General features: G+C 61.5%; 24 protein-coding genes. 15 read left to right on the plus strand and 9 right to left on the minus strand.

The features are described 5' to 3' along the window. Positions 1 to 18 precede the first annotated feature (18 nt). Positions 19 to 1368 carry an aspartate aminotransferase family protein gene (locus CRN80_RS05000; protein WP_003188272.1) on the minus strand — a complete coding sequence of 450 codons (1350 nt, stop codon included), beginning with the start codon at positions 1366 to 1368 and terminating at the stop codon, positions 19 to 21. Positions 1369 to 1494: 126 nt separating this feature from the next. Here CRN80_RS05000 and CRN80_RS05005 point away from each other — a divergent pair, with 126 nt between their 5' ends. From CRN80_RS05005 to CRN80_RS05030, 6 genes are all read left to right on the plus strand, one after another. Then, positions 1495 to 2415 (plus strand): LysR family transcriptional regulator, encoded by a 921-nt coding sequence (locus CRN80_RS05005; RefSeq protein WP_003188270.1) that lies wholly within the window; start codon positions 1495 to 1497, stop codon positions 2413 to 2415. A gap of 88 nt (positions 2416 to 2503) precedes the next feature. After that, a complete protein-coding gene (locus CRN80_RS05010) occupies positions 2504 to 3898 on the plus strand; it encodes a uracil-xanthine permease family protein (protein WP_098949657.1) in 1395 nt (464 codons plus the stop codon). A gap of 87 nt (positions 3899 to 3985) precedes the next feature. After that, the gene (locus CRN80_RS05015; RefSeq protein WP_098949658.1) at positions 3986 to 4645 is read left to right on the plus strand and encodes a TetR/AcrR family transcriptional regulator; all 660 of its coding nucleotides are present in this window, start codon (positions 3986 to 3988) and stop codon (positions 4643 to 4645) included. 12 nt (positions 4646 to 4657) lie between these two features. Continuing rightward, a complete protein-coding gene (locus tag CRN80_RS05020) occupies positions 4658 to 5239 on the plus strand; it encodes a YigZ family protein (protein WP_044275476.1) in 582 nt (193 codons plus the stop codon). A 56-nt stretch (positions 5240 to 5295) separates the two neighbouring features. Then, positions 5296 to 5982, plus strand: a complete 687-nt coding sequence (locus tag CRN80_RS05025) for an SDR family oxidoreductase (protein ID WP_003188266.1) — start codon at positions 5296 to 5298, stop codon at positions 5980 to 5982. 146 nt (positions 5983 to 6128) lie between these two features. Next, a complete protein-coding gene (locus tag CRN80_RS05030; RefSeq protein WP_032893722.1) occupies positions 6129 to 7487 on the plus strand; it encodes an 8-oxoguanine deaminase in 1359 nt (452 codons plus the stop codon). 73 nt (positions 7488 to 7560) lie between these two features. Here the strand turns inward: CRN80_RS05030 and CRN80_RS05035 are convergent, their stop codons facing one another. Further along, the gene (locus CRN80_RS05035) at positions 7561 to 8652 is read right to left on the minus strand and encodes a calcium:proton antiporter (protein WP_003188263.1); all 1092 of its coding nucleotides are present in this window, start codon (positions 8650 to 8652) and stop codon (positions 7561 to 7563) included. Positions 8653 to 8845: 193 nt separating this feature from the next. On the opposite strand from CRN80_RS05035, the gene CRN80_RS05040 reads away from it, so the two are divergent. Next, positions 8846 to 9799 carry an adenosine deaminase gene (locus CRN80_RS05040; RefSeq protein WP_098949659.1) on the plus strand — a complete coding sequence of 318 codons (954 nt, stop codon included), beginning with the start codon at positions 8846 to 8848 and terminating at the stop codon, positions 9797 to 9799. 127 nt (positions 9800 to 9926) lie between these two features. Here CRN80_RS05040 and CRN80_RS05045 read toward each other — a convergent pair whose 3' ends face one another. The 3 genes from CRN80_RS05045 to CRN80_RS05055 form a co-directional block, all read right to left on the minus strand. Then, complete coding sequence (locus tag CRN80_RS05045; protein WP_069558032.1) at positions 9927 to 11297, minus strand: MFS transporter; 1371 nt, start codon at positions 11295 to 11297, stop codon at positions 9927 to 9929. A gap of 200 nt (positions 11298 to 11497) precedes the next feature. After that, positions 11498 to 12184: a helix-turn-helix transcriptional regulator gene (locus tag CRN80_RS05050; RefSeq protein ID WP_098949660.1), complete on the minus strand. Its 687-nt coding sequence runs from the start codon at positions 12182 to 12184 to the stop codon at positions 11498 to 11500. Between the two features lie 153 nt (positions 12185 to 12337). Continuing rightward, the gene (locus CRN80_RS05055; RefSeq protein WP_098949661.1) at positions 12338 to 13249 is read right to left on the minus strand and encodes a LysR family transcriptional regulator; all 912 of its coding nucleotides are present in this window, start codon (positions 13247 to 13249) and stop codon (positions 12338 to 12340) included. A 117-nt stretch (positions 13250 to 13366) separates the two neighbouring features. Between CRN80_RS05055 and CRN80_RS05060 the strand changes: the two genes are divergently transcribed. The 3 genes from CRN80_RS05060 to CRN80_RS05070 all read left to right on the plus strand — a co-directional run bounded on the left by CRN80_RS05060 (position 13367) and on the right by CRN80_RS05070 (position 15138). Then, entirely contained in the window at positions 13367 to 13660 is a 294-nt protein-coding gene (locus CRN80_RS05060) for a putative quinol monooxygenase (RefSeq protein ID WP_032893727.1), read from the plus strand. Between the two features lie 138 nt (positions 13661 to 13798). Next, positions 13799 to 14812: a zinc-binding alcohol dehydrogenase family protein gene (locus tag CRN80_RS05065; RefSeq protein WP_098949662.1), complete on the plus strand. Its 1014-nt coding sequence runs from the start codon at positions 13799 to 13801 to the stop codon at positions 14810 to 14812. Between the two features lie 146 nt (positions 14813 to 14958). Further along, positions 14959 to 15138 carry a hypothetical protein gene (locus CRN80_RS05070; RefSeq protein ID WP_003188250.1) on the plus strand — a complete coding sequence of 60 codons (180 nt, stop codon included), beginning with the start codon at positions 14959 to 14961 and terminating at the stop codon, positions 15136 to 15138. Positions 15139 to 15146: 8 nt separating this feature from the next. On the opposite strand, the gene CRN80_RS05075 is transcribed toward CRN80_RS05070, so the two are convergent. Then, positions 15147 to 16340 carry a multidrug effflux MFS transporter gene (locus CRN80_RS05075; protein ID WP_098949663.1) on the minus strand — a complete coding sequence of 398 codons (1194 nt, stop codon included), beginning with the start codon at positions 16338 to 16340 and terminating at the stop codon, positions 15147 to 15149. A gap of 87 nt (positions 16341 to 16427) precedes the next feature. Next, positions 16428 to 16625 carry a heavy-metal-associated domain-containing protein gene (locus CRN80_RS05080; RefSeq protein WP_032893730.1) on the minus strand — a complete coding sequence of 66 codons (198 nt, stop codon included), beginning with the start codon at positions 16623 to 16625 and terminating at the stop codon, positions 16428 to 16430. Between the two features lie 147 nt (positions 16626 to 16772). Between CRN80_RS05080 and CRN80_RS05085 the strand changes: the two genes are divergently transcribed. From CRN80_RS05085 to cueR, 3 genes are all read left to right on the plus strand, one after another. Continuing rightward, positions 16773 to 17153, plus strand: coding sequence for a hypothetical protein (locus CRN80_RS05085; protein ID WP_098949664.1), 381 nt, complete (start codon positions 16773 to 16775; stop codon positions 17151 to 17153). Between the two features lie 67 nt (positions 17154 to 17220). Further along, entirely contained in the window at positions 17221 to 19422 is a 2202-nt protein-coding gene (locus CRN80_RS05090; RefSeq protein WP_098949665.1) for a cation-translocating P-type ATPase, read from the plus strand. Next, complete coding sequence (cueR, locus tag CRN80_RS05095) at positions 19419 to 19820, plus strand: Cu(I)-responsive transcriptional regulator (RefSeq protein ID WP_003188242.1); 402 nt, start codon at positions 19419 to 19421, stop codon at positions 19818 to 19820. Before CRN80_RS05090 ends, cueR begins: the two co-directional genes overlap by 4 nt. A gap of 124 nt (positions 19821 to 19944) precedes the next feature. Here the strand turns inward: cueR and CRN80_RS05100 are convergent, their stop codons facing one another. Then, positions 19945 to 20844: a PA4780 family RIO1-like protein kinase gene (locus CRN80_RS05100; protein ID WP_003188241.1), complete on the minus strand. Its 900-nt coding sequence runs from the start codon at positions 20842 to 20844 to the stop codon at positions 19945 to 19947. A gap of 134 nt (positions 20845 to 20978) precedes the next feature. Continuing rightward, positions 20979 to 22256, minus strand: coding sequence for an acetyl-CoA C-acetyltransferase (locus CRN80_RS05105; RefSeq protein ID WP_098949666.1), 1278 nt, complete (start codon positions 22254 to 22256; stop codon positions 20979 to 20981). A 113-nt stretch (positions 22257 to 22369) separates the two neighbouring features. On the opposite strand from CRN80_RS05105, the gene CRN80_RS05110 reads away from it, so the two are divergent. Together CRN80_RS05110 and CRN80_RS05115 are read left to right on the plus strand one after the other, a co-directional pair. After that, complete coding sequence (locus tag CRN80_RS05110; protein WP_098949667.1) at positions 22370 to 23722, plus strand: 3-oxoacyl-ACP reductase; 1353 nt, start codon at positions 22370 to 22372, stop codon at positions 23720 to 23722. 2 nt (positions 23723 to 23724) lie between these two features. Continuing rightward, on the plus strand, positions 23725 to 24573 hold the full coding sequence (locus CRN80_RS05115) for a MaoC/PaaZ C-terminal domain-containing protein (protein WP_098949668.1): 849 nt from the start codon (positions 23725 to 23727) through the stop codon (positions 24571 to 24573). Positions 24574 to 24646 lie beyond the last annotated feature (73 nt).

Below are 24646 nucleotides of genomic sequence, written 5' to 3' on the forward strand. Positions count from 1 at the left end.
TCTATATAGAAGGAGAAATCAGTCGATCTTGTTCAGCACTTCGCCGACCGCGTCAAACAGACGGTCCAGGTCCTGCGGCTTGCTGTTGAAGGTTGGCCCGAACTGCAGGGTATCGCCGCCAAAACGCACATAGAAACCGGCTTTCCACAGCGCCATGCCGGCTTCGAATGGGCGCACGATGGCATCCCCATCACGCGGGGCAATCTGGATAGCACCGGCCAGGCCGTAGTTGCGAATGTCGATCACATTCTTGCTGCCCTTCAAACCGTGCAGCGCATTCTCAAAGTGCGGTGCGACTTCGGCTACGCTCTGCACCAGGTTTTCTTTCTGCAACAGGTCCAATGCCGCCAGGCCCGCCGCGCAAGCCACCGGGTGCGCCGAGTAGGTGTAGCCGTGGGGGAATTCCACGGCGTATTCCGGCGTCGCCTGGTTCATGAAGGTCTGGTAGATCTCGCTGCTGGCAATCACCGCGCCCATCGGGATAGCGCCGTTGGTGACTTGCTTGGCGATGCACATCAGGTCCGGGGTCACGCCGAAGCTGTCAGCACCGAACATCGAGCCGGTGCGGCCAAAGCCTGTGATCACTTCGTCGAACACCAACAGGATATTGTGCTGGTCGCAAATTTCGCGCAGGCGCTTGAGATAACCCTGCGGTGGCACCAATACGCCAGCGGAACCGGCCATCGGCTCGACAAACACGGCTGCGATGTTCGACGCGTCATGCAGCTCGATCAGCTTGAGCAACTCATCGGCCAAGGCAATACCGCCCTGCTCCGGCATGCCCCGGGAGAAGGCGTTGCTGGCCAGCAAGGTGTGAGGCAGATGGTCAACATCCATCATCGCCTGGCCAAACAGCTTACGGTTACCGTTCACACCGCCCAGGCTGGTACCGGCGATGTTTACGCCGTGGTAACCCCGGGCGCGACCAATCATCTTGGTCTTGGTGGCCTGGCCTTTTAGGCGCCAGTAGGCCCGCACCATTTTCACCGCTGTATCGGCGCATTCAGAGCCCGAGTCGGTAAAGAACACATGATTGAGGTTGCCTGGGGTCAGGTCGGTGATCTTTTCCGCCAACTGGAACGACAACGGATGACCGTACTGAAAGCCTGGGGAGTAGTCCAAGGTGCCCAATTGCTTGGCGACCGCTTCCTGGATTTCCTTGCGCGTATGCCCGGCGCCACAGGTCCACAGGCCCGACAACGAATCATAGACCTTGCGCCCCTTGTCATCGGTCAACCAACTACCTTCGGCGGCCACGATCAGGCGTGGATCGCGCTGGAAGTTACGGTTGGCGGTGTAAGGCATCCAGTGCGCATCCAGCTTCAATTGGCTGGCCAGGGACGATGGGGCGTTTTCGGGCATGTTCATCAGCAAAACCTCGCAGGGCAAAAGGCAGCGTCGGGATTGAAAAAGCGTTGTTGCAGCTAAATTGCCACGGGGATAAAGTCGGTGAAATCCAACTCTTCTAACCTTCAGTCAGGACTTCACTAAACTATGAGCAGCCGTCGTCCCGACCCTTTGGCGCAAGTCAGTGACTTCGATATTCGCCTGCTGCGCATCTTTCGCAGCGTGGTGGAGTGCGGCGGCTTCTCGGCAGCGGAAACCGTCCTTGGCATCGGGCGCTCGGCCATCAGCCAGCAGATGAGCGATCTTGAGCAACGGCTCGGGCTAAGGCTGTGCCAACGCGGCCGCGCCGGGTTCTCTCTGACGGAAGAAGGCCGTGAGGTTTATCAGTCTGCCCTGCAACTGCTGAGTGCCCTGGAAAGTTTTCGTACCGAGGTCAACGGCCTGCACCAACATTTGCGCGGCGAACTGATCATTGGCCTCACCGACAACCTCGTCACTCTGCCCCATATGCGTATCACCCACGCATTGGCGCAGTTGAAGGAACGCGGCCCGGACGTGCAGATCCAGATCCGCATGATCGCCCCCAATGAAGTGGAGCAAGGCGTACTCGACGGTCGCCTGCACGTCGGTGTGGTGCCCCAGGCCAGCGCATTGTCGGGCCTGGAATACCAGCCGTTGTACAGCGAACGCTCCTTGCTCTATTGCGCGGTCGGCCACCCGCTGTTTTACGCCGACAACAAGCAACTGGACGACGAACGCATCGACAGCCAGGACGCCATCGCCCCCACCTTCCGCTTGCCCGCGGAGATCCAGGCCCATTACCAGGCGCTCAACTGCACCGCCAGTGCCTCAGACCGTGAGGGCATGGCGTTCCTGATTCTCACCGGACGCTATATCGGCTACTTGCCCGATCATTACGCCAGCCTGTGGGTACAACAAGGCCGACTGCGTGCGCTGAAACCGGCTACACGTTTTTACGATTTGAGCCTGGCATCGGTCACGCGCAAGGGCCGTCGCCCTCATTTGGTGCTGGAAAGTTTCCTCGAAAGCCTGGCCGCCACCCGCTAAATCGGGCGTTACACAAAAAGCTGAGCACCTGGACAGCTTTTTGCAAGAGCTCAAGGACCTTGAACCGTTCGCCTTGAGTTAACCCGCCATGCCCCCAGAATCCTCCAGCCCCAGCGACCTGATCTACGGCCTCAATGACCGCCCGAAACCACTGCCTGCTCTACTCGCGGCCTTGCAACATGTATTGGCGGCGTTCGTCGGCATCATCACGCCGCCGCTGATCATTGGCTCCACCCTCGGCCTCACCGCTCACTTGCCCTACCTGATCAGCATGGCGTTGATGGTTTCCGGTGTAGGCACCTTCATCCAGGCACGCAGGCCGTTTGGCATCGGTGCCGGCATGATCTGCCTGCAAGGCACCAGCTTTGCGTTTCTCGGCGCAGTCTTGTCGGCAGGCTTTCTGGTGAAACAACGCGGTGGCAGCCCGGAAGACATTCTGGCGATGATTTTCGGCGTGTGCTTCTTCGGTGCGGCGGTGCAGATTGTATTGAGCCGCTTTATCGGCCAACTGCGCCGCGTGATCACACCACTGGTAACCGGGATTGTGATTACGCTGATCGGCATCAGCCTGATCAAAGTGGGGATCACCGACCTGGGCGGCGGCTTCAATGCACCGGACTTCGGCGCCCCCGCCAACCTGGCGCTGGGCCTGTTGGTGGTTTTGACGATCATCCTGCTCAACCGCTCGAATACGCCCTGGGTACGTTTGTCGGCCATCATCATCGGCCTGGCCCTAGGCAGCCTGGCGGCGTGGTTCAGCGGCAAACTTGTTCCCCAAGCTTTACCTGACCTGCCACTGGTCAGCCTGCCTACGCCATTCCGCTTTGGTTTCAACTTCGACTGGAGCGCCTTCCTGCCGATTGCGCTGATTTATCTGATCAGCAGCATCGAAACTGTCGGCGACCTCACCGCCAATTGCATGATTGCCCGCCAGCCCATCAGCGGCCCTTCTTATATAAGCCGGCTCAAGGGCGGCGTGCTCGGCGATGGGGTGAGCTGCATGATCGCCGCCACCTTCAGCGCCTTCCCCAACACCACGTTTGCGCAGAACAATGGCGTGATCCAACTCACCGGCGTGGCCAGCCGTTACGTCGGTTTATACATCGGCGTGTTGCTGTTCTGTCTGGGCCTGTTTCCGCTGATTGGCGCTGTGCTGCAGCAAATCCCCAAGCCGGTATTGGGCGGTGCCACCCTGGTGATGTTCGGCAGCGTGGCCGCGGCTGGCGTGCGCATCCTCGCCCAGGCGCCGCTGGACCGACGCAGCATGCTGATCATCGCCACCTCGTTCGGCGTTGGCCTGGGTATTGCCGCGCAACCCAACCTGCTGCACCTGATGCCGACTCTGGTGCAGAACCTGTTCGACTCCGCCATCACCAGCGGCGGCATCACCGCCATTGTGTTGTGCCTGTTACTGCCGGAGGCCAAGGCAAGTACCGCCGCCGCAAACCACAACCCGGAACGCGACAGCCTGGAACCGCTTTGACGGTTTTATTGCATCAGGACTTGTCTGAGGCTTGAGGGTGGGTTATCTGTGCACACGTCGTCTCTATCGATCAGCACGGAAACCTCCATGAGCCTCGAAGTTCCTGCCCACAGCAACCACGTCGGTAAACCCGCCAGCCGCATTCGGCAAAAGAACGAACAAGCGATTCTCCAGGCTGCTGAAGATGAATTCGCGCGCCATGGCTACAAAGGCACCAGCATGAACACCATCGCTGCCAGTGCCGGGCTGCCCAAGGCCAACTTGCACTACTATTTCACCAACAAGCTGGGCCTGTATGTCGCAGTGCTGAGCAATATCCTCGAACTGTGGGACAGCACCTTCAACGCGCTGACCGCCGAAGATGACCCGGCCGTGGCGCTAGCTCGCTACATCCGCACCAAGATGGAATTCTCGCGCCGCCAGCCCCAAGCCTCGCGAATCTTCGCCATGGAGATCATCAGCGGTGGCGAATGCCTCACTGAATATTTCGGCCAGGACTATCGGGCCTGGTTCAGTGGCCGGGCCGCGGTGTTCCAGGCCTGGATCGACGCCGGCAAAATGGACCCCGTCGACCCCGTGCACCTGATTTTCCTGCTGTGGGGCAGCACTCAGCACTACGCCGACTTCGCCACCCAGATCTGCCGTGTTACCGGGCGCACCAAGCTGACCAAGCAGGACATGGAAGATGCTGGCACCAACCTGATCCATATCATTCTCAAAGGCTGCGGCATCAAGCCAGCCCTATAAACGAAGCGATTTATGTCTTTTACGCTCACCGGCTTTTGCGAGTTTCGTGAAGAAATACGCAAAAGCCGCTTTATCACCTTGGCGGCGCCGATTACCAGCCCGCAGGACGCCCAGGCGTTTTTCGAGCAGCACAGCGACCTCAACGCCACGCACAACTGCTGGGCCTGGAAGCTGGGCGATCAATACCGCAGCAGCGATGACGGCGAACCCGGCGGCACCGCCGGGCGCCCGATCCTTGCGGCCATCGAGGCCCAGGGCTTTGATCAGGTGGCCGTCTTGGTAATCCGCTGGTACGGCGGCATTCAACTGGGCACGGGTGGATTGGCCCGCGCCTATGGCGGCGGGGCCAATAAATGCCTGCAGAATGCCGAGCGCATCGAGCTGATCAGCCGCGTCCCCCTGAGTTGCGCCTGTGGCTTCTCCGAACTGAACCTGGTGAAGCTGCGTGTCGCTGAACTCGGCGGGCTTGTGGTGGAAGAAACCTTCACCGCCAACGGCGTTGAGCTGCAGCTCGCACTGGGAGAGGCACACATCGACACCCTGCAAACCCAGCTCGCCGACCTGAGCCGTGGGCGCATCCTGCTCGAACGCTGAAACTGCTACTGTTATGCGCTGAACTCCCTGAACCGCGATTTCAAAGGAAGCCTTTCATGTCTACGCCAAAAACCGCACTGATCATCGGCGCCTCGCGCGGGCTGGGCCTTGGCCTGGTCAAGCAACTGCTCCAGGACGGCTGGGACGTGACCGCCACCGTGCGCGATCCGAACAAGGCCGATGCCCTGAAAGCCGTGGGGCCGGTGCAGATCGAGAAGTTGGATATGGACGATCAGCAAGCCGTGATCGCCCTGGCCCAACGCCTGAAAGACCGCACCTTTGACCTGCTGTTCGTCAACGCCGGCGTCAAGGGCCCGGCCAACCAGGAGCCCGGCCACGCGACCCTAGCGGAAGTCGGCCAACTGTTTTTCACCAACGCCGTGGCGCCGATCAACCTGGCCCAGCGTTTTGTCGGGCAGATCCGCAAAGACACCGGCGTGCTGGCCTTCATGAGTTCGGTACTGGGCAGCGTGACCATTCCCGACGGCTCGGACCTGGCGCTGTACAAAGCCAGCAAGGCCGCCCTCAATTCGATGACCAACAGCTTTATCACGCAACTGGGCGAGCCCAAACCGACGGTGCTGTCGCTGCATCCAGGTTGGGTGAAGACCGACATGGGCGGCGAAAACGCACACATCGACGTCGAGACCAGCGTGCGCGGCCTGGTGGACCAGGTAAATGCCTACACCGGCAAAGGCGGCCATCACTTCGTCGACTACAAAGGCGACACCATCGCCTGGTAAGTGGCAAAGGGTCGTTATCGACCAATTGCCGTCGATAACGATCCACGCGTAAACTGCCCACCTCGCCCTCCCCGGCGACCCTGGATCAGCAGACAGGGCAACACTGAGCTGGCAAACCTGAACCCATCATTCAGAGGAGCCGGCCAATGCCTGCGACCCGTATCTGGTTAAAAAACCCCCTCGCGATTTTCACTGCCAATGGCCTCGATGCCCGTGGCGGCCTTGTGCTGCAAGACGGTGTCATCACCGAAGTGCTGGCCCAAGGGCAAGCGCCTGCACAACCCTGCGCCCAGGTGTTCGATGCCCGCGAGCATGTGGTGCTGCCTGGGCTGATCAATACCCACCACCACTTCTATCAAACCCTGACCCGCGCCTGGGGCCCGGTGGTCAACCAGCCGCTGTTTCCCTGGCTGAAAACCCTGTACCCGGTATGGGCGCGGCTCACCCCGGAAAAACTCGCGCTGGCCAGCAAAGTCGCCCTGGCCGAGTTGCTGCTCTCGGGCTGCACCACGGCGGCCGATCACCACTACCTGTTCCCCGATGGCCTGGAAAACGCCATTGATGTGCAGGTCGAGACCGTGCGCGAACTGGGCATGCGCGCCATGCTCACCCGCGGTTCCATGAGCCTGGGCGAAGCCGATGGCGGCCTGCCGCCGCAGCAAACCGTGCAGCAAGGCCAGGTGATCCTCGACGACAGCCAGCGCCTGATCCGCGAATATCACCAGCGGGGTGACGGCGCGCAGATCCAGATCGCCCTGGCGCCGTGCTCGCCGTTTTCGGTCACCCCCGAAATCATGCAGGCCAGCGCCGAGCTGGCCAACCAGTTGGACGTGCGCCTGCACACCCACTTGGCGGAAACCCTCGATGAGGAAGATTTCTGCCTGCAACGCTTCGGGCTGCGTACCGTGGATTACCTCGACAGCGTCGGCTGGCTCGGCCCACGCACCTGGCTGGCCCATGGCATTCACTTCAACCCGGACGAAATCGAGCGCCTGGGCGCCGCCGGCACCGGCATCTGCCATTGCCCAAGCTCGAATATGCGCCTGGCCTCCGGCATCTGCCCCACCTTGGATCTGCTTGCCGCCGGCGCCCCCATCGGCTTGGGCGTGGACGGCTCGGCATCCAACGATGCCTCGAACATGATCCTTGAAGCGCGTCAGGCCCTGTACATCCAGCGCCTGCGTTATGGCGCGGAAAAGATCACCCCCGAAGGCGTATTGGGTTGGGCCACCAAGGGCTCGGCGCAGTTGCTGGGGCGCACGGACATTGGCGAGTTGGCCGTCGGCAAACAGGCGGACCTGGCACTGTTCAAGCTCGATGAACTGCGCTTCTCCGGTAGCCACGACCCCATTTCCGCACTGCTGCTGTGCGGTGCGGACCGGGCAGACCGGGTGATGATCGCGGGTCAATGGCGGGTGATCGACGGCCAAGTCGAAGGCCTTGACCTCAAGGGCTTGATCGCCGATCACAGCCAGGCAGCGCGCCAGTTGATCGCCGGCACCTAAGCCAGGCACCCATCAAAATGTGGGAGCGGGCTTGCTCGCTCCCACATTGGGTCTGCGACACCTTTCAAATCGGTTACAACCCCAACAGCGACAACATGATAAAAGTCGCAAACAACACAAAATGCGTCATCCCTTCAATCGCATTGGTTTCACCATCGTTGAGGTTGATCGCGCTGACGATCAGCGTGATAAACACCATCACCGTTTGCACCGGCGTCATCGCCATCTGGAACGGCTGCCCGGTATACAGCGCCATGGCTTCCATCACCGGCACCGTCAGAATCACCGTGGACAACGAAGCCCCCAGCGCAATGTTGACCACCGACTGCATGCGGTTGGCCAACGCGGCGCGCAGTGCCGTGAGGATTTCCGGCGCAGCCGAGATTGCCGCCACCACAATCGCGGTAATCACCGGCGGTGCGCCTGTGCCTTCCAGGCCCAGATCGAGGGTCTTGGACATCACCTCGGCCAGTGCGCCAATCACGATCACCCCAAACACCAGGGTCGCAATGGAAAACGTCAGGCTGACAGACGGCGCGTGCTCGTCTTCGGGCTGTTTCTTGCGGCGTTTTTCCGGGTAGCTGTAGCTGAAGAAATAACTGTGCGGCCCCACCTGCATGCGCAGGAACAAGGTGTAAAGCACCACCATCGCGCCAATAGTGAAGGCCGAGTAAATTTTCCAGTCGGCTTCGGGGATAAATTCCGGCACCACCATCGACACCCCCATGGCGGTAAGGATCATCACACTGTAGGTGCGCGCCGAGTCATCGTTGTAGGACTGTTCGCCATGCTTGATGCCGCCCATCAGCGCAGCCAGGCCGAGGATACCGTTGATATCCAGCATCACCGCCGAGTAAATGGTGTCGCGCACCAGGGTCGGTGATGGCTCGTTGCTCATCATGATCGCCAGGATCACCACTTCCACCAATACTGCGGCGAGGGTCAGGATCATGGTGCCGTAGGGGTCGCCGACTTTTTCCGCCAACTGCTCGGCGTGATGAGCCACGCGCATCGACGCCATCACGATAAATGCGATCAGCGCAAAGCCGGCCAGCAGCGCAACCAGTTGGCCGCTGTGGAGCATCCAGTGTTCCAGCGGGTAGGCGGCGATGGCGGCAATCAGCGCCAGCAGCATGAATTTTTCTTGCTTGAGGGATGTGAGCATTCCGGGCCTTTTCGTACAGCGAATCAGTCATTGATGGGGTACAGACTGCGCCGAGCCGCTAACGTTTCGTTACACCTTAGTTCAGGTCACCCTTGCATGAGTGACAGAAATACTCTCCTGCTGGTCAGGTTTTGCCGATTATTTCAGCCATGGCCTGTAGAATGCCGCCATTGCACCTGATGAGATTTTAAAAATGTACGATTGGCTCAACGCCCTGCCCAAGGCTGAATTGCACCTGCACCTGGAAGGCTCGCTGGAGCCTGAGCTGCTGTTCGCCCTGGCCGAGCGCAACAAGATTGCGCTGCCATGGAACGACGTCGAAACCCTGCGCAAGGCCTACGCCTTCAACAACCTGCAAGAGTTTCTCGACCTGTATTACAAGGGCGCCGATGTGCTGCGCACGTCCCAGGACTTCTACGACCTGACCTGGGCCTACCTGCTGCGCTGCAAAGCCCAGAACGTGATTCACACCGAACCCTTCTTCGATCCGCAAACCCACACCGACCGTGGCGTGCCGTTCGAAGTGGTGCTCAACGGCATCGCCGCCGCACTCAAAGACGGCGAGCAGCAACTGGGCATCTCCAGCGGTTTGATCCTCAGCTTCCTGCGCCACCTGAGCGAAGACGAAGCGCAGAAAACCCTCGACCAGGCGCTGCCGTTCCGTGACGCGTTCGTGGCCGTGGGCCTGGACAGCTCGGAAATGGGCCACCCACCGAGCAAGTTCCAGCGCGTGTTCGACCGTGCCCGTCACGAAGGCTTTTTGACCGTGGCCCACGCCGGTGAAGAAGGGCCGCCCGAGTACATCTGGGAAGCCATCGACCTGCTGAAGATCCAGCGCATCGACCATGGCGTGCGCGCCATCGAAGACGAGCGCCTGATGCAGCGCATCATCGACGAGCAGATCCCGTTGACCGTGTGCCCGCTGTCCAACACCAAGCTCTGCGTGTTCGACGACATGGCCCAGCACAACATCCTCGACATGCTCGAGCGTGGCGTGAAGGTCACCGTCAACTCGGATGACCCGGCGTACTTCGGCGGCTATGTCACCGAGAACTTCCATGCGCTGTACACAAGCCTGGGCATGACCCAGGACCAGGCCAAACGCCTGGCGCAGAACAGCCTGGATGCGCGGCTCGTGAAGCCGTAACTGAATAGACCTGGACTCAACCTGTGGGAGCTGGCTTGCCTGCGATAGCGGTGCATCAGCCAGCCTCTTACTGCCTGACCTACCGCTATCGCGGGCAAGCCCGGCTCCCACATTGACCCCATCAGCTTCAAGCCTGGGTGAGTTCTTCCAGGGTCTTGCCCTTGGTCTCCATCCCAAACACCCACACCACCAGCGCCGCCACCGCAAAGCACAGCGCGCCCAAGGCAAATACCCCGCCCTGCCCGGTTATCGGGAACACCAGCCCGGTCACCAACGGCCCGAGCAACGAGCCAACCCGCCCAATCGCCGACGCAAACCCCGAGCCGGTCGCACGTGCCGAGGTGGGATACAACTCCGGCGTGTAGGTGTACAGCACCGCCCACATGCCAAACAGGAAGAACTGCATCAACAACCCCGAGGTGATCAGCAGGCCCACGTTGCCGCCAAACACTGCGCTCTGCCCATACAGAAACGCCATCACCCCGCCGCCCAATAAGGTGACTACGCACACGGGCTTGCGCCCCCAGCGCTCGACCAACCACGCGGCCATCAGAAAGCCTGGGATCCCGCCCAGGGAAATGATCACCGTGTAATACACCGACTGGGTCACGGCAAAACCCGATTGCTGCAACAACGCACTCAACCACGACGTCAACCCGTAGAACCCGAGCAGGGCAAAGAACCACACACTCCAGATCATCATCGTGCGTTGGCGGTACTGCGCCGACCACAACTGCTGGAACGCGGAGAAAAACGTCCCCGGTGCACTCTCGATCCGTGGCAGGGCAATCGGCTCCGGCAAGTCGGCGCGGCCCAGGGAATCGCGCACTTTCTGCTCGATGCCCAGCAACACCTTGTCCGCCGCCTCATGGCGCCCCGCCTGTTCCAGCCAACGCGGCGACTCCGGGATAAAGAAACGGATAGCCAACACAAACACCGCCGGTATCGCCAACACCAGGAAGATGTCGCGCCAACCAATCACCGGCAACAAGAAGTAAGACAACACGCCCGCCGCCACAAAACCCAATGGCCAGAAACCATCCATCAAGGCGATGTAACGCCCGCGTCTTTTAGCGGGGATCAGCTCCGACAGCATCGACTGGGCAATAGGAAACTCCATGCCCATGCCAATGCCCAGCAAGATCCGAAACAACGTCAGCGTCTCCACCGTCTGCGCCGTGGAACACAAGTAGCTCGCCAGGCCCCAAAGTACGATGCTCCACTGGAACACCGGCTTGCGCCCGAAGCGATCAGCAAGCATCCCGGACAGCGAAGCGCCCACCACCATGCCGAAAAAACTCGAACTGGCCAGCAACCCGGCCTGGGCCGTGCTCAGGCCAAACTCGGTTTTGATCGAGCCCAACAGGAAGGTCATCATCGCCAGGTCCATGGAGTCGAAAAAAAACGCCAGGGCGATGATGATGAAAATGATTCGGTGGTAACCGCTGATGGGCAACCGTTCCAGGCGTTCCGCCGCGCTATAACCCTGCCTACCCATGCCGCACCCCTCGTATGAAAAATCCCCCTTGCGAGTGTGCGGCATCATTTACGCCGACTATTGCTGGATGCGACCTGACAACACCTGAGAACGACGCCAGCACCTGTAGGAGCGAGCTCGCTCGCGAAGATCGTCAACGTTAACGCGGGGCTTCTGGATAAAACGCGGCGCACTCACGTTTTTCGCGAGCAAGCTCGCGCCTACAGTTTGGCGATGCGGGCTATGTGCTCAAATCCCACATCAGTGACAGACAAAGCCCGAGATTCGTTGATCACGCTGATCCAGTTCGCCTGCAGAAACAGCTGCATCAAGCCCGCCCCCAACGCACCGCCCAGGTGGGGTTGTTGCTGGCTCCAGTCGAAACAGTCGCAGGCCAGCGGCGTTGCCAGTGCTTGGGTGAAAATGCCCAGTTCCGCCAACGCCTGCACACCCTTGGGCGTCACTTCGGTACGCGGTTCATGGCGCTCGATCCATCCGGCCTCCAGCATCCGTTGATACAACTGCGCCGCCAGCTCGCCGCCGAGGTGGCCGTGGCACCACCGGGCGCGGCGCAGCAACGGCGGTGCCCGCAGTGCCGGCGGCAACACATCCGGGGTGCTGCGGGCCGCGCTGGCCATGGTGGTGCTGGCCAACGCATCGATGGCGGCACTGACATCGGCGGCCGCTACCCGAAACAGGCGCTGGCCCCGCCGCGCCTCGATCCGCAACAGGCCGCTGCCGGTCAGCCGCGCCAAATGGGCATTGGCTGACGCCGGCGACAACTCGGCCAGAGCCGCCAGTTCTTCTGAAGACTTCGCCGAACCGTCCATCAAGGCCCAGAGCATGGCCGTGCGTTTAGGCTCGGCGAGCAAGCTGGCGATCTGACTGATGCAAGGTGCTGCTCCCATGTATTCACTCCCTGTTAAACCATTTTTTCTGCTGCGGTTGACGCCCAAGTATAGGTGCGCAGGCAATAGGTTCCGCGGCGTCTGACAGTGCAGATCAGGACAGGATATGAGTGAAACTTCCGAGCGTGGCGCAGGCTATTGCCGAGAACCCATTCACCGCGGTCGCTGCGCGGTCAATGTCGCACAACGGGACACGAGCATGTCCCGCAGCAGATTGATGGGTTTACTCAATTGCGCACGGTGGGCGCACAGCAAGTTGAGCGGTGTGCGCTCGCCCTGCAGTTCCGGCAGGATCAAACGCAAGCGCCCGGCCAGTACATCGGTGCTCACATCCAGCCACGACTTGTAGGCAATGCCCATGCCCGCCACCGCCCAGCGGCGCACCACATCGGCGTCATCGCTGAAGCGATCGCCGCTGACCGTCAGGCTCACATGGCGCTTGCCATCGTAAAAACCCCAATGGTCGTGGACGCGGCTGCCGAGCATGTACAGCAGGCAATTGTGCTGGGCCAGTTGCTCCAGATGGCGCGGCTCGCCATGCCGGGCGAGGTAACTGGGCGCGGCGCAGAGTACGCGAATATTGTCCGGGGCGATGGGCAGTGCAATCAGGCTGGAGTCTTCGGGTTCGCCGTAGCGCAGGGCAATGTCCACGGGCTGGCGGAACAGGTCGGCGATGCGATCACCGAGCAACAGGCGCACGTTCAGTTGCGGGTGCTCCTGCTGGAAGGCGTCCAGCCACGGCAGCAGCTGGTTGCGGCCGAAATCCGAAGGTGCCGACAATTGCAACAAACCGCTGACGTGATCCTGGCCACTGGCCAATAGGCGCCGCCCTTCATCCAGCGCGCTCAGTGACGCCCGCGCGTACTCCAGGAAGCCCTCGCCTTCGGCCGTCAGGCGCAGGCTGCGGGTTGAGCGCGCCAGCAAGCGCGTGCCCAGTTGCTGTTCGATACGCTTGAGCGCGGCGCTGGCCACCGCCGGCGACAAGTCCATGACCCGCGCCGCAGCCGACAGGCTACCCAAGTCTGCGGCGCGCACAAACAACTGCAAATCATCAAAACGCAGCATGCATTCCCGCTCATTATCAATATTTGGTTGAAACAGCCTGCTGTTTTAGCCGCTTTTATCGGCGTGGGAAATAGCCAATCATCTGCCCACCCCGTTAGCCCGTGCCAGGAGTCGACTATGTCCACCGCTTTTAATGTCATCGCCACGCTGATCGCCAAACCCGGCCAGCACGCCACCCTGGAAACGTTACTGCGCGGCCTGCTGGAACCGACCCGCCTGGAAGCCGGTTGCGAGCAGTACGACCTGCACCAGGACCTGCAACACCCCGAGACTTTCTACATGCTTGAGCGCTGGAGCGATGACGCGGCGCTGGCCGACCACGACCAGAGCGCGCATATCCAGAGCTTTCGCGCCCAGGCCGCCGATGTGATCGAGCACTTCGAACTCAAGCGCCTGAAATTCCTCGCCTGATCCCGCCTTTTTTTGTAGGAGCGAGCTTGCTCGCGAAAACCTACAGACCGACGCGTTAAACCAGAAACACCGCGTCATCGTTAACGCTTTTCGCGAGCAAGCTCGCGCCTACCTTGACCGTATTCACTTGGAGTCATCATGAAAGCCATCGCCTACTACACCTCACTGCCGATCGACGATCCAGAATCCCTGCAAGACATCGAACTACCAGCCCCCGTGGCCGGCCCCCGTGACCTGTTGGTAGAAGTCAAAGCCATCTCGGTCAACCCAGTGGACACCAAAGTGCGCCAGAACGTCGCCCCGGAAAATGGTGCCGCCAAAGTGCTGGGCTGGGACGTGGCCGGGGTGGTCAAGGCGGTCGGTAGTGAGGTGACGTTGTTCAAGGCCGGCGACAAGGTCTACTACGCCGGTTCCCTGGTACGCCCAGGCGGCAACAGCGAACTGCACACCGTGGATGAACGCATCGTCGGCCATATGCCCAAGAGCCTGGGGTTTGCCGAAGCAGCCGCACTGCCGCTGACCGCCATCACCGCGTGGGAGCTGTTGTTCGAACGTTTACAGGTGCCTGAAGGCAAAGACGATCAAGGCCAGAGCCTGCTGATCGTCGGCGCTGCCGGTGGCGTGGGGTCGATCCTGACTCAACTGGCTAACCAGCTCACGGCGCTGAAGGTCATCGGCACCGCCTCGCGCCCCGAAACCCAGGCATGGGCCAAGGCCCTGGGCGCACACGTGGTGATCGACCACAGCCAGCCACTGAGCGAAGCGTTAAAGCAGGTCGGTCACGGGCAAGTCACCCACGTTGCCAGCCTGACCCAGACCGAGCATCACCTGGACCAACTGGTCGAAGCGCTGCAACCCCAAGGCAAGCTGGCGTTGATCGACGATCCCAAGGCCCTGGATGTGAGCAAGCTCAAGCGCAAGAGCCTGTCGCTGCATTGGGAGTTCATGTACACCCGTTCGATGTTCGAGACCCCAGACATGATCGAGCAGCACAACCTGCTCAACCGCGTGGCCGAGCTGATCGACGCCGGCACCCTGAAAACCACGGTAGGCGAGCACTTCGGTGTGATCAATGCGGCGAACCTGCGCCGCGCCCACGCCCTGCTGGAAAGCGGCAAGGCCAAGGGCAAGATCGTGCTGGAAGGGTTCTGAAAAAACGGCTGTCAGTGTCGTCCGTTATCTACGTAGGTAATGGACGACACCATTAGTCCGAGAGTTGATCCTTGTCATATCTATGCGCCCGTTCAGGTTTATATTGGCCGCCTTTGCCACGATTCTTTTACGTGAGGAAGTCAGCAATGAAAATCCTGATAAAAGCGTTAGCAAAATCTCCCGGCAGCCAATGGCAAGTTCGTCTCGACGGCGAGGCCATCAACTTTCGCAGTGAGGCCGAGGCCCGCGCTTTTGCCGACACGCTACAAGCCCGGATCCAGGCGCCCCATCGCTTCCCTCTCAACCAGCAACGTTCCGCTGGCTGAGCCGAACTTCAGACCTGCGCCTGTACGGCCCTTGCCCGTTGCAGGCGCTGGGTCGCCATGGCAATGGTCACCGCCAGCACACCGCAGAGGCTGATGACCATGGCCATCGGCATCGCCGTGCCGTCGTGCAACACGCCAACCAACGACGCCGCGCCTGCCGCCACACCGAACTGGATGCAACCGAGCAACGCCGACGCGCTGCCGGCCCGAGCGCCCTGCCCGCTCATGGCACAGGCCGAAGTGTTCGGCAAAATGCAGCCCAGGCTGGCGATGCAGATAAACAGCGGCACCAACAACGGCCATAGCGCCTCGGTGCGCAACGCGGCAATTGCCAACAGCGTCAACGCCGCCGCCACGTACACCCACACGGTGCGCGACAGCAAAAACGCCGGGCCGCGCTTGGCGAGCAATCTTGCGTTCAGTTGCGCCACCAGGATAAAGCCCGCGGCGTTGGAGCCGAACAACCAGCCGTAATGCTCGGCAGGCACGCCGTAGAGCTTGATAAACACGAAGGGGGAACCGGCGATGTAGGCAAACATCCCGGCAATCGAGATACCGCCGGTCAAGGCATAGCCCAGATACACCCGGTCTGACAGTAGCGAGCCGTAGCGGCGCAACGAGCCCGACAACAGCTGGCGCGGCTGATCGGCCGGGAAGGTTTCCGGCAACCCGACCGCCACGGCGATGGCTGCCATCACGCTGAACAACGACAACGCCAGGAAAATCGACTGCCAGCCCCACACGCCGACCATCAGGCCACCGGCCAATGGCGCCAGGATCGGGGCCAGGCCGGTCACCAGCATCAGTTGCGAATACACCTTGGCCGACCCCACGGCATCGCATTTGTCGCTGACCACCGCCCGGGAAATCACCATGCCCGCGCACCCGCCAAGGGCCTGCACGAAGCGTGCACCAATCAGCCATTCCAGGGACGGCGCATACGCACAAGCGAAAGAGGCGAGGGTAAACAGGGTGACACCGCTGAGCAGCGGCACACGCCGGCCAAAACGGTCGGCCAGCGGCCCGTAGATGAGTTGACCAATGGCCAGGCCAGCGAAATACACAGCCAGGGTCAGTTGGATATGTTTTTCGTCAGTGGCAAAAGCTGTAGCCATTGCCGGAAAGCCCGGCAGGTAAAAATCGATCGCCAACGGCGCGAAGGCGCTCAAGGCGCCCAGAATCAGGATTATGCGAAGGTTCATCAGACACCCAAGTGAGTCGGCAGCTCAACAGTCTAGCCGCGCTTGGGTGCCATGAACATTACGTTAGGTGGCTAACGATCAGAAAAATCACGCCAGCTTGGCGCTGTAGCCTTCCTCGGTGATCAGACCGATCACTTGGTCCGAGGACAGACCGCTTGCCACCCGCACTTCTTTGGCCTTCAAATCGACTTCCACACTCGCCGCCGGATCCTGGCTCTGTACCGCCTGGGTCACCGCTTTAACGCAATGGCCACAGGTCATTCCTTCAACGCTGAATATTTGCATGACATGACTCCTTTGATGAGGTTGAGCCCAGTGTCGAGCTTGCCATGATGGCAAGGTCAAGTTCTCAATATTTCTGCCGGGCTGGTATTCGGCGGCGACGTCGGCCAAGCTTCAACCTTCCTAGCTGTGAACCACGGAGCATTCGCCATGCGCTGGTTGTTTTTTGCCCTTGCCGGCCTGATGAGCTTGCCTGCCGCTGCGCCCCAGGCCCTCGCTGCTGAAGATTATGCGGTGCTGATTATTTCCCGCGAACGTCTGGAAGTGCCGACCTACTGCGAGATCGGCCTGTATATCCAGGACCAACTCGCCGGGCGTCTGTTCCAGGAACAGGCCACTTCATTCAATCTTCCCGCCGGCGATACATCGCTGCGCCTGAAGCTTTTGCCGGGCCAAGCTGCAGGCTGTTTGCCGGGCCTACTCGCGCCACGTGCGCAGAACATCAGCTTGAAAGCCGGTGATGTACGCAAATTACGCATTGCCCTTGGCCCGGACGGCATGTACCTCAAAGCTGCGGCATTGGAATACTGAAGGGGCTTGACCTTCCCCACAGGTTAAGGTTGATCCTAGTGGCAACTTCTCTTGGAGGACTGCCCCAATGAATGGATCCACCACCTTTGACCTGCCCATCGGCGGCATGACCTGTGCCAGCTGTGCCGGGCGGGTCGAACGCGCGCTGGGCAAGGTGCCGGGCGTGCAACGTGTCAGCGTCAACCTGGCCAATGAACGCGCGCACATCGAAGTGCAGGGCCAGATGGACCCCAGCGTGTTGATCGCCGCCGTCGACAAGGCCGGCTACACCGCTACCCTGCCCCAAAGCGAAACCGCCACCGATGCCGATCAAGCCCGGCGCCTGCGTCGCGAGCGCTGGTCGCTGATGGCGGGCATTCTGCTGGCGTTGCCTTTGGTGCTGCCAATGCTGGTAGAACCCTTCGGCTTGCACTGGATGCTCCCCGCCTGGATACAGTTTGCCCTGGCCACGCCGGTGCAATTCATCTTGGGTGCGCGCTTCTATGTCGCCGCGTGGAAAGCCGTGCGCGCAGGTGCCGGCAATATGGACCTGCTGGTGGCGATCGGCACCAGTGCCGGCTACGGCCTGAGTATCTATGAATGGCTCACCGCCGCCCCAGGCGTGACGCCGCACCTGTACTTCGAAGCCTCTGCGGTGGTGATCGCCCTGGTGCTGCTGGGCAAATACCTGGAAAGCCGCGCCAAGCGCCAGACCGCCAGCGCCATCCGCGCCCTTGAAGCCTTGCGTCCGGAACGGGCGATCCGCGTGCAGGACGGCCGCGAAGAAGACGTCGCCATCAGCGCGTTGAAGCACGGTGACCTGGTGCTGGTCAAACCCGGCGAACGCTTCCCGGTGGACGGTGAGGTGGTGGAAGGCCAGAGCCATGCCGATGAAGCGCTGATCAGCGGCGAAAGCCTGCCGGTGCCCAAACAACCCGGCGACGCGGTCACCGGTGGCGCCATCAATGGTGAAGGCCGTTTGCTGGTGCGCACCCTGGCCCTGGGCGCGGAAAGCGTGCTGGCGCGCATCATCCGCCTGGTCGAAGACGCCCAGGCCGCCAAGGCGCCGATTCAGAAACTGGTGGATAAAGTCAGCCAGGTGTTCGTGCCGGCCGTGCTGGTATTGGCGCTGATCACCGTAGTGGGCTGGTGGCTGTACGGCGCCTCCCTGGAAACCGCCATCATCAATGCGGTGGCCGTGCTGGTGATTGCCTGCCCTTGTGCCTTGGGCCTGGCCACGCCGACCGCGATCATGGCCGGCACCGGCGTCGCCGCACGCCACGGCATTCTGATCAAGGACGCCGAAGCCTTGGAGCGCGCTAACGCCGTGAGCGCCGTGGTGTTCGACAAGACCGGCACCCTCACCTCCGGCGCACCCAACATTGCGCATTTGGCGGCCGTGGATGGTGACGAAGCCCTGTTGTTGCAACAGGCCGGCGCCCTGCAACGCGGCAGTGAGCACCCACTGGCCAAGGCCGTGCTGGATGCTTGCCGCGAAAGAGGCTTGGACGTGGCCGATGTGAGCGCCAGCCAATCCCTCACCGGGCGCGGCATTGCCGGTACGCTCGACGGTCGGCCACTGGCCCTGGGCAATCGCCGCTTGCTGGAAGAAACCGGGCTGGACGCAGGCGATTTAGGCCCGCGTGCCAAGGAATGGGAGGCCGAAGGCCGCACCTTGTCCTGGCTGATCGAACAAGGCGCGCAACCCCGCGTGCTAGGGCTGTTTGCCTTTGGCGACACGCTCAAGCCCGGCGCGTTGCAAGCCGTGCAACAACTCAAGGCGCAGCACATCAGCAGCCACCTGATCACTGGCGACAACCACGGCAGTGCGCGGGTAGTGGCCGAAGCCTTGGGGATCGACGATGTGCATGCCGAGGTACTGCCCGCCTACAAAGCCGCTGCCGTGGCCGAGCTGAAAAAAACCGGCGTGGTGGCCATGGTCGGCGACGGCATCAACGATGCGCCCGCCCTGGCCGCTGCCGATATCGGCATCGCCATGGGCGGCGGCACCGACGTGGCCATGCACGCCGCCGGTATTACCCTGATGCGTGGCGACCCGCGCCTGGTGCCGGCCGCCCTGGAGATCAGCCGCAAGACCTACGCAAAAATTCGACAGAATCTGTTCTGGGCCTTTGTGTATAACTTGATCGGCATTCCCCTGGCCGCCTTCGGCCTGCTCAACCCGGTACTGGCTGGCGCCGCCATGGCCTTGTCCAGTGTCAGCGTGGTGAGTAATGCGCTGTTGTTGAAAACCTGGAAACCCAAGGACTTGGAGGATCAACGCCCATGAACATCGGCCAAGCCGCCCGCACCAGCGGGCTAAGCGCGAAGATGATTCGCTACTACGAATCCATCGGCCTGCTGAAAACCGCCCACCGCACCGACAGCGGCTACCGGGTGTACGGCCACGATGACCTGCACACCCTGACGTTCATCAAGCGCTCGCGGGACCTGGGGTTTTCACTGGAAGAGGTCGGCAAGTTGCTGACCCTGTGGGAGGACCGCCAACGGGCGAGCGCTGACGTAAAAGCCTTGGCGCGTCAGCACATCGACGAGCTCAATCACAAGATTCGCGAGTTGGGGCAACTGCGCGATACCTTGCAGGACCTGATGGAGCACTGCCAGGGCGATCATCGGCCCGATTGCCCGATACTCAAGGAGTTGGCGGCAGGTAACTGCTGCGCCTGACAGACAGCACGCATGATCGTTCCCACGCTCCGCGTGGGAATGCATCCCTGGACGCTCTGCGTCCCAAAGCGTGACGCGGAGCGTCGAAAGCGGCATTCCCACGCAAAGCGTGGGAACGATCAGATCACTGCATCCAAGGCGGCGGCGGTGGCTCGTCCGGTACTTTGCTCGGTGGCGCATCATCCGCTGCGCGAATCGCCTGGCGACGCTCTTCATCCAGCCGCGCCGCTTCGATTTCGCGGATCACACCGCCCACGTCCGCCAGTTCTTCCGGTTCGTCGAACTCACCGGTCAACACACTGGCCGGGTGCAAGGTGCCGGCTTCATACAGCGCCCACATTTCCTTGGCGTACTTGGTCTTCTTCAACTCCGGGGCAAAACGCCCGAAGTAGGAAGCCATGTTGCCGACGTCGCGCTCCAGCATGTTGAAGGCGTGGTTGTTGCCCGCCGCATCCACCGCCTGGGGCAGGTCGATGATCACCGGGCCCGTAGGCGTGAGCAGCACGTTGAACTCGGACAGGTCACCGTGCACCAGGCCGGTGCACAGCATCAGCACGATCTGGGAGATCAGGAAGGCGTGGTATTCGCGCGCCTGGTCCGGGTCCAGCACTACGTCGTTCAGACGCGGGGCCGCATCGCCGTACTCGTCGGCCACCAGTTCCATCAACAGCACGCCTTCAAGAAAGTCGTACGGCTTGGGCACGCGAACGCCCGCACCGGCCAGGCGGAACAGCGCCGCCACTTCAGCGTTCTGCCAGGCATCTTCGGTTTCTTTCTTGCCGAACTTGGAGCCCTTGGCCATGGCTCGCGCCTGGCGGCTGTTACGGACCTTACGGCCTTCCTGGTATTCGGACGCCTGACGAAAACTTCGTTTATTCGCCTCCTTGTAAACCTTGGCGCAACGCAATTCATTGCCGCAGCGCACCACATAAACAGCTGCTTCTTTACCACTCATCAGAGGGCGCAGCACTTCGTCGACCAGACCGTCTTCGATCAGGGGTTCAATGCGTTTAGGAGTCTTCATCAGCTTTTATTGTGGGTCCTGTATTACCAAACACGCGTGTGGCACTCGTTATACGGCAATCGGCTCGCCGGGGGGAGAGGCTACTGACCTCTGACCCCTTCAGAATGCATTCAATGGGCCAATTTTATCGGCAATCAGCGTTCGATTATCGCCGTCACGCCTTGACCACCGGCGGCGCAAATGGAAATCAGCCCACGGCCCTTGCCCGCCGCATCCAACAATTTAGCCAAGTTGGCGACGATCCGCCCACCGGTGGCGGCAAACGGGTGGCCCGCCGCCAGAGAACTGCCCTTGACGTTGAGCCGGCTGCGGTCGATCGACCCCAGCGGTGCGTCCAGGCCCAGGCGGGTCTTGCAATAGTCGGCGTCTTCCCAGGCCTTGAGCGTGCACAGCACTTGGGCGGCGAAGGCTTCGTGGATTTCGTAGTAATCAAAGTCCTGCAAGGTGAGGCCGTTGCGCGCCAGCAAGCGCGGTACCGCATACACCGGCGCCATGAGCAGGCCCTCGGCGCCGTGGACGAAATCCACCGCCGCCGCTTCGCCATCACGCAGGTAAGCCAGGATCGGCAAGCCGCGCTCCTTGGCCCACGCCTCACTGCCCAACAGCACCAGAGAGGCGCCATCGGTCAGCGGTGTGGAGTTGCCGGCGGTGAGCGTGCCCTTTTCGCTGCGTTCGAAGGCCGGCTTGAGGCTGGCGAGTTTTTCCAGGGTCAGGTCGGGGCGCAGGTTGTTGTCGCGGGTGAGGCCGAGAAAGGGCGTAAGCAAATCGTTGTGCCAGCCTTCGGCATAGGCCGCCGCAATCTTCTGATGGCTCTCCAACGCCAGTTGGTCCTGCTCGGCCCGGGGGATCTGCCAGGTCTGGGCCATCAGCTCGCAGTGCTGCCCCATGGACAAACCCGTGCGCGGTTCGCCGTTGCGCGGCAGTTCCGGTTTGAGGTGCTGGGGACGAAGTTGTAACAGAACTTTTAATTTGTCCGCCATGGATTTACTGCGGTTGGCTTTGAGCAGCAACTTGCGTAGCCCTTCATTCACACCAATCGGCGCATCCGAGGTGGTGTCCACCCCGCCGGCAATGCCGCATTCGATCTGGCCCAGGGCAATTTTATTGGCCACCAGCAGCGCCGCCTCAAGCCCCGTGCCGCAGGCTTGCTGGATGTCGTACGCAGGGGTTTGCGGTGACAGGCGCGAGCCGAGCACGCATTCACGCGTCAGGTTGAAATCACGGGAATGCTTGAGCACCGCACCGGCGGCCACCTCGCCCATGCGCAGGCCGTGCAGGTTGTAGCGCTCGATCAGGCCTTCCAATGCGGCGGTCAGCATCGCCTGGTTACTCGCCGTGGCGTAAGGGCCATTGGAACGGGCGAAAGGAATGCGGTTACCGCCAATGATCGCTACACGGCGCAATTGAGTCATGGAAAGCTCCCTTGTGGTGGTGGGTGGAATCATCAAGCCTAGCCTAGGCTCAATCGAACGACTGCCACCCCAGGGTGGTCAACCTTTGAACCCCAGCCTTCGGAGAGCGTTCCATGTCTGACCGTTATATCGACTTCGCCAACTCAAGCCTCGGCCATCGCCTGGTCGCCGCCATTGGCCTGCCGTCACCGGTACGCCTGGAACGCTGGCAAGCCGGACGCCTGCGCCCGGTCGAAGGCGCACTGCTGCTGGGCGGTGGCGCATTGGCAACCCAGGTGCTGGCGTTTGCCAACCGACTCACCGACGCCGTCTACAGTTACGGCGCCGAAGCCTCGACGGCGCCCGCGTGGATTCCAGGGCACGGCCCCAAGCTCAAGGCGGTAGTGTTTGACGCCAGCGGTTTGCAGCACACCGACCAGCTCAAGCAACTGCGTGAATTCTTCCAGCCGCTGCTGAAAAACCTCGACCACAGTGCCCACCTGGTGATCCTTGGCCGGGCGCCGGAAAGCCTCAGCGACCCCTTCGCCGCCAGCGCCCAGCGCGCCCTGGAAGGTTTCAGCCGCTCCCTGGCCAAGGAGCTGCGCAGCGGTGGCGTGCTGCAGTTGCTGTACGTGGGCGACGGTGCCGAAGACCAGTTGGAAGGCGCGTTGCGGTTTTTCCTCTCGCCCAAAAGCGCGTACATCTCCGGGCAGGTGATTCGTTTGACGGCTTGCGATACCCCGGTGCAAGACTGGACGCGCCCGCTGGCCGGGCGCAAGGCGTTGGTGACCGGCGCCGCTCGAGGCATCGGTGCCTCCATCGCCGAAACCCTGGCCCGCGACGGCGCCGACGTCATTCTGCTCGATGTACCCCAGGCCAAGGCCGACCTTGAAGCCCTGGCCGCGCGCCTGAATGCACGTACGGTGGTGCTGGATATTTGCGCCGAAGATGTCGCACGCCAACTGGTCGAGCACCTGCCCGACGGGCTCGACATTCTGGTGCACAACGCCGGTATCACCCGCGACAAAACCCTGGCCAACATGACCCCGGAATACTGGGACGCGGTGCTGGCGGTCAACCTCAGGGCTCCGCAAGTGCTGACCAAGGCCCTGCTCGACAGCGGTACTCTGCAAGACAATGCACGGGTGGTATTGCTGGCCTCCATCAGTGGCATCGCCGGCAACCGTGGGCAAACCAACTATGCCGCGAGCAAGGCCGGATTGATCGGCCTGGCTCAAGCCTGGGCGCCGCTGTTGAAGGAGCGTGGGATCAGCATCAACGCCGTCGCGCCCGGGTTTATCGAAACCCAGATGACCGCGCATATTCCCTTCGCCCTGCGCGAGGCCGGGCGCCGCATGAGCTCCCTGGGCCAAGGTGGCTTGCCCCAGGATGTGGCCGAAGCCGTCGCCTGGCTGAGCCAGCCGGGTTCCGGTGCGGTCAGCGGCCAGGCGCTGCGGGTGTGTGGGCAAAGCCTGCTGGGAGCGTGAGCATGCAATGGCAAACGTTGGACAGCACCCCGTCTCTACTGCCGCTGTACTGGCGTGCGGCGCTCAAGCGCAAGATCACCGGCAGCACATTGCCAGAACGCGGGTTGCGCTGCCGGATGAGTATCAATCCCAGCGCCGTTGCGGCGTACCGCAAGGTGTGCGGTTTTGCTGACAGCCCGATGCTGCCGGCGACTTATCCGCATATCCTCGCGTTCGGCCTGCAACTGCAATTGCTGACGGACAAGACGTTTCCGTTTCCGCTGCTGGGGTTGATCCACCTGCGCAATCGCATCCGTATTCATCGGCCGTTGGGCGCAGTGGGTGACGTGAGTGTCGGCGTTTACGCACGCAATCTCAGCCCCCATCCCAAGGGGGCCACCTTTGACATCGTGACGGTCGTGGAGGATGCCCTCGGGCTCTTGTGGGAAGCCGAAAGCCAAATGTTATGTCGGGGCGTGAAGCTTGAAGGCGAAGCTGCGGACAGCGGATTGCAGTCCCCGGAGACGCTCACCGAACTGACGCACTGGAAAGCGCCCACTGACATAGGCCGCCGCTACGCCCGCGTGTCCGGCGACTACAACCCCATCCACCTCAGTGCGCCTACCGCCAAGCTGTTCGGTTTTCCCCAGGCCATCGCCCACGGGTTGTGGAACAAGGCACGCACCCTCGCGGCGCTGGCAGAACACTTGCCGGCCGCCAATATTGAAATCGACGTCGAGTTCATGAAGCCGGTGCGCCTGCCCAGCGAAGTGATATTGATGAGCAGCGCGGCCGGTTCCAGCGGGGCGTTGCAACTCAAAGGCGCTGGGGATATTCAACATATGCGGGGGAAGTGGCAGCCGATTGCCTGAAAACCCCTGATTAATTGTATATATACACCCTAAGTTATAGCGGACCTTACGAGGTCCGCCTTTATTTACAACG

The sequence above is a fragment of the Pseudomonas sp. FDAARGOS_380 genome, assembly GCF_002591235.1.
GTDB lineage: Bacteria > Pseudomonadota > Gammaproteobacteria > Pseudomonadales > Pseudomonadaceae > Aquipseudomonas > Aquipseudomonas salmasensis.

Bases quoted from the DNA above. Each gene is read 5' to 3' on its own strand.
- CRN80_RS05000 (WP_003188272.1), bottom strand. From the start codon at position 1,368: ATGAACATGCCCGAAAACGCCCCATCGTCCCTGGCCAGCCAATTGAAG.
- CRN80_RS05005 (WP_003188270.1), top strand. From the start codon at position 1,495: ATGAGCAGCCGTCGTCCCGACCCTTTGGCGCAAGTCAGTGACTTCGAT.
- CRN80_RS05010 (WP_098949657.1), top strand. From the start codon at position 2,504: ATGCCCCCAGAATCCTCCAGCCCCAGCGACCTGATCTACGGCCTCAAT.
- CRN80_RS05015 (WP_098949658.1), top strand. From the start codon at position 3,986: ATGAGCCTCGAAGTTCCTGCCCACAGCAACCACGTCGGTAAACCCGCC.
- CRN80_RS05020 (WP_044275476.1), top strand. From the start codon at position 4,658: ATGTCTTTTACGCTCACCGGCTTTTGCGAGTTTCGTGAAGAAATACGC.
- CRN80_RS05025 (WP_003188266.1), top strand. From the start codon at position 5,296: ATGTCTACGCCAAAAACCGCACTGATCATCGGCGCCTCGCGCGGGCTG.
- CRN80_RS05030 (WP_032893722.1), top strand. From the start codon at position 6,129: ATGCCTGCGACCCGTATCTGGTTAAAAAACCCCCTCGCGATTTTCACT.
- CRN80_RS05035 (WP_003188263.1), bottom strand. From the start codon at position 8,652: ATGCTCACATCCCTCAAGCAAGAAAAATTCATGCTGCTGGCGCTGATT.
- CRN80_RS05040 (WP_098949659.1), top strand. From the start codon at position 8,846: ATGTACGATTGGCTCAACGCCCTGCCCAAGGCTGAATTGCACCTGCAC.
- CRN80_RS05045 (WP_069558032.1), bottom strand. From the start codon at position 11,297: ATGGGTAGGCAGGGTTATAGCGCGGCGGAACGCCTGGAACGGTTGCCC.
- CRN80_RS05050 (WP_098949660.1), bottom strand. From the start codon at position 12,184: ATGGGAGCAGCACCTTGCATCAGTCAGATCGCCAGCTTGCTCGCCGAG.
- CRN80_RS05055 (WP_098949661.1), bottom strand. From the start codon at position 13,249: ATGCTGCGTTTTGATGATTTGCAGTTGTTTGTGCGCGCCGCAGACTTG.
- CRN80_RS05060 (WP_032893727.1), top strand. From the start codon at position 13,367: ATGTCCACCGCTTTTAATGTCATCGCCACGCTGATCGCCAAACCCGGC.
- CRN80_RS05065 (WP_098949662.1), top strand. From the start codon at position 13,799: ATGAAAGCCATCGCCTACTACACCTCACTGCCGATCGACGATCCAGAA.
- CRN80_RS05070 (WP_003188250.1), top strand. From the start codon at position 14,959: ATGAAAATCCTGATAAAAGCGTTAGCAAAATCTCCCGGCAGCCAATGG.
- CRN80_RS05075 (WP_098949663.1), bottom strand. From the start codon at position 16,340: ATGAACCTTCGCATAATCCTGATTCTGGGCGCCTTGAGCGCCTTCGCG.
- CRN80_RS05080 (WP_032893730.1), bottom strand. From the start codon at position 16,625: ATGCAAATATTCAGCGTTGAAGGAATGACCTGTGGCCATTGCGTTAAA.
- CRN80_RS05085 (WP_098949664.1), top strand. From the start codon at position 16,773: ATGCGCTGGTTGTTTTTTGCCCTTGCCGGCCTGATGAGCTTGCCTGCC.
- CRN80_RS05090 (WP_098949665.1), top strand. From the start codon at position 17,221: ATGAATGGATCCACCACCTTTGACCTGCCCATCGGCGGCATGACCTGT.
- cueR (WP_003188242.1), top strand. From the start codon at position 19,419: ATGAACATCGGCCAAGCCGCCCGCACCAGCGGGCTAAGCGCGAAGATG.
- CRN80_RS05100 (WP_003188241.1), bottom strand. From the start codon at position 20,844: ATGAAGACTCCTAAACGCATTGAACCCCTGATCGAAGACGGTCTGGTC.
- CRN80_RS05105 (WP_098949666.1), bottom strand. From the start codon at position 22,256: ATGACTCAATTGCGCCGTGTAGCGATCATTGGCGGTAACCGCATTCCT.
- CRN80_RS05110 (WP_098949667.1), top strand. From the start codon at position 22,370: ATGTCTGACCGTTATATCGACTTCGCCAACTCAAGCCTCGGCCATCGC.
- CRN80_RS05115 (WP_098949668.1), top strand. From the start codon at position 23,725: ATGCAATGGCAAACGTTGGACAGCACCCCGTCTCTACTGCCGCTGTAC.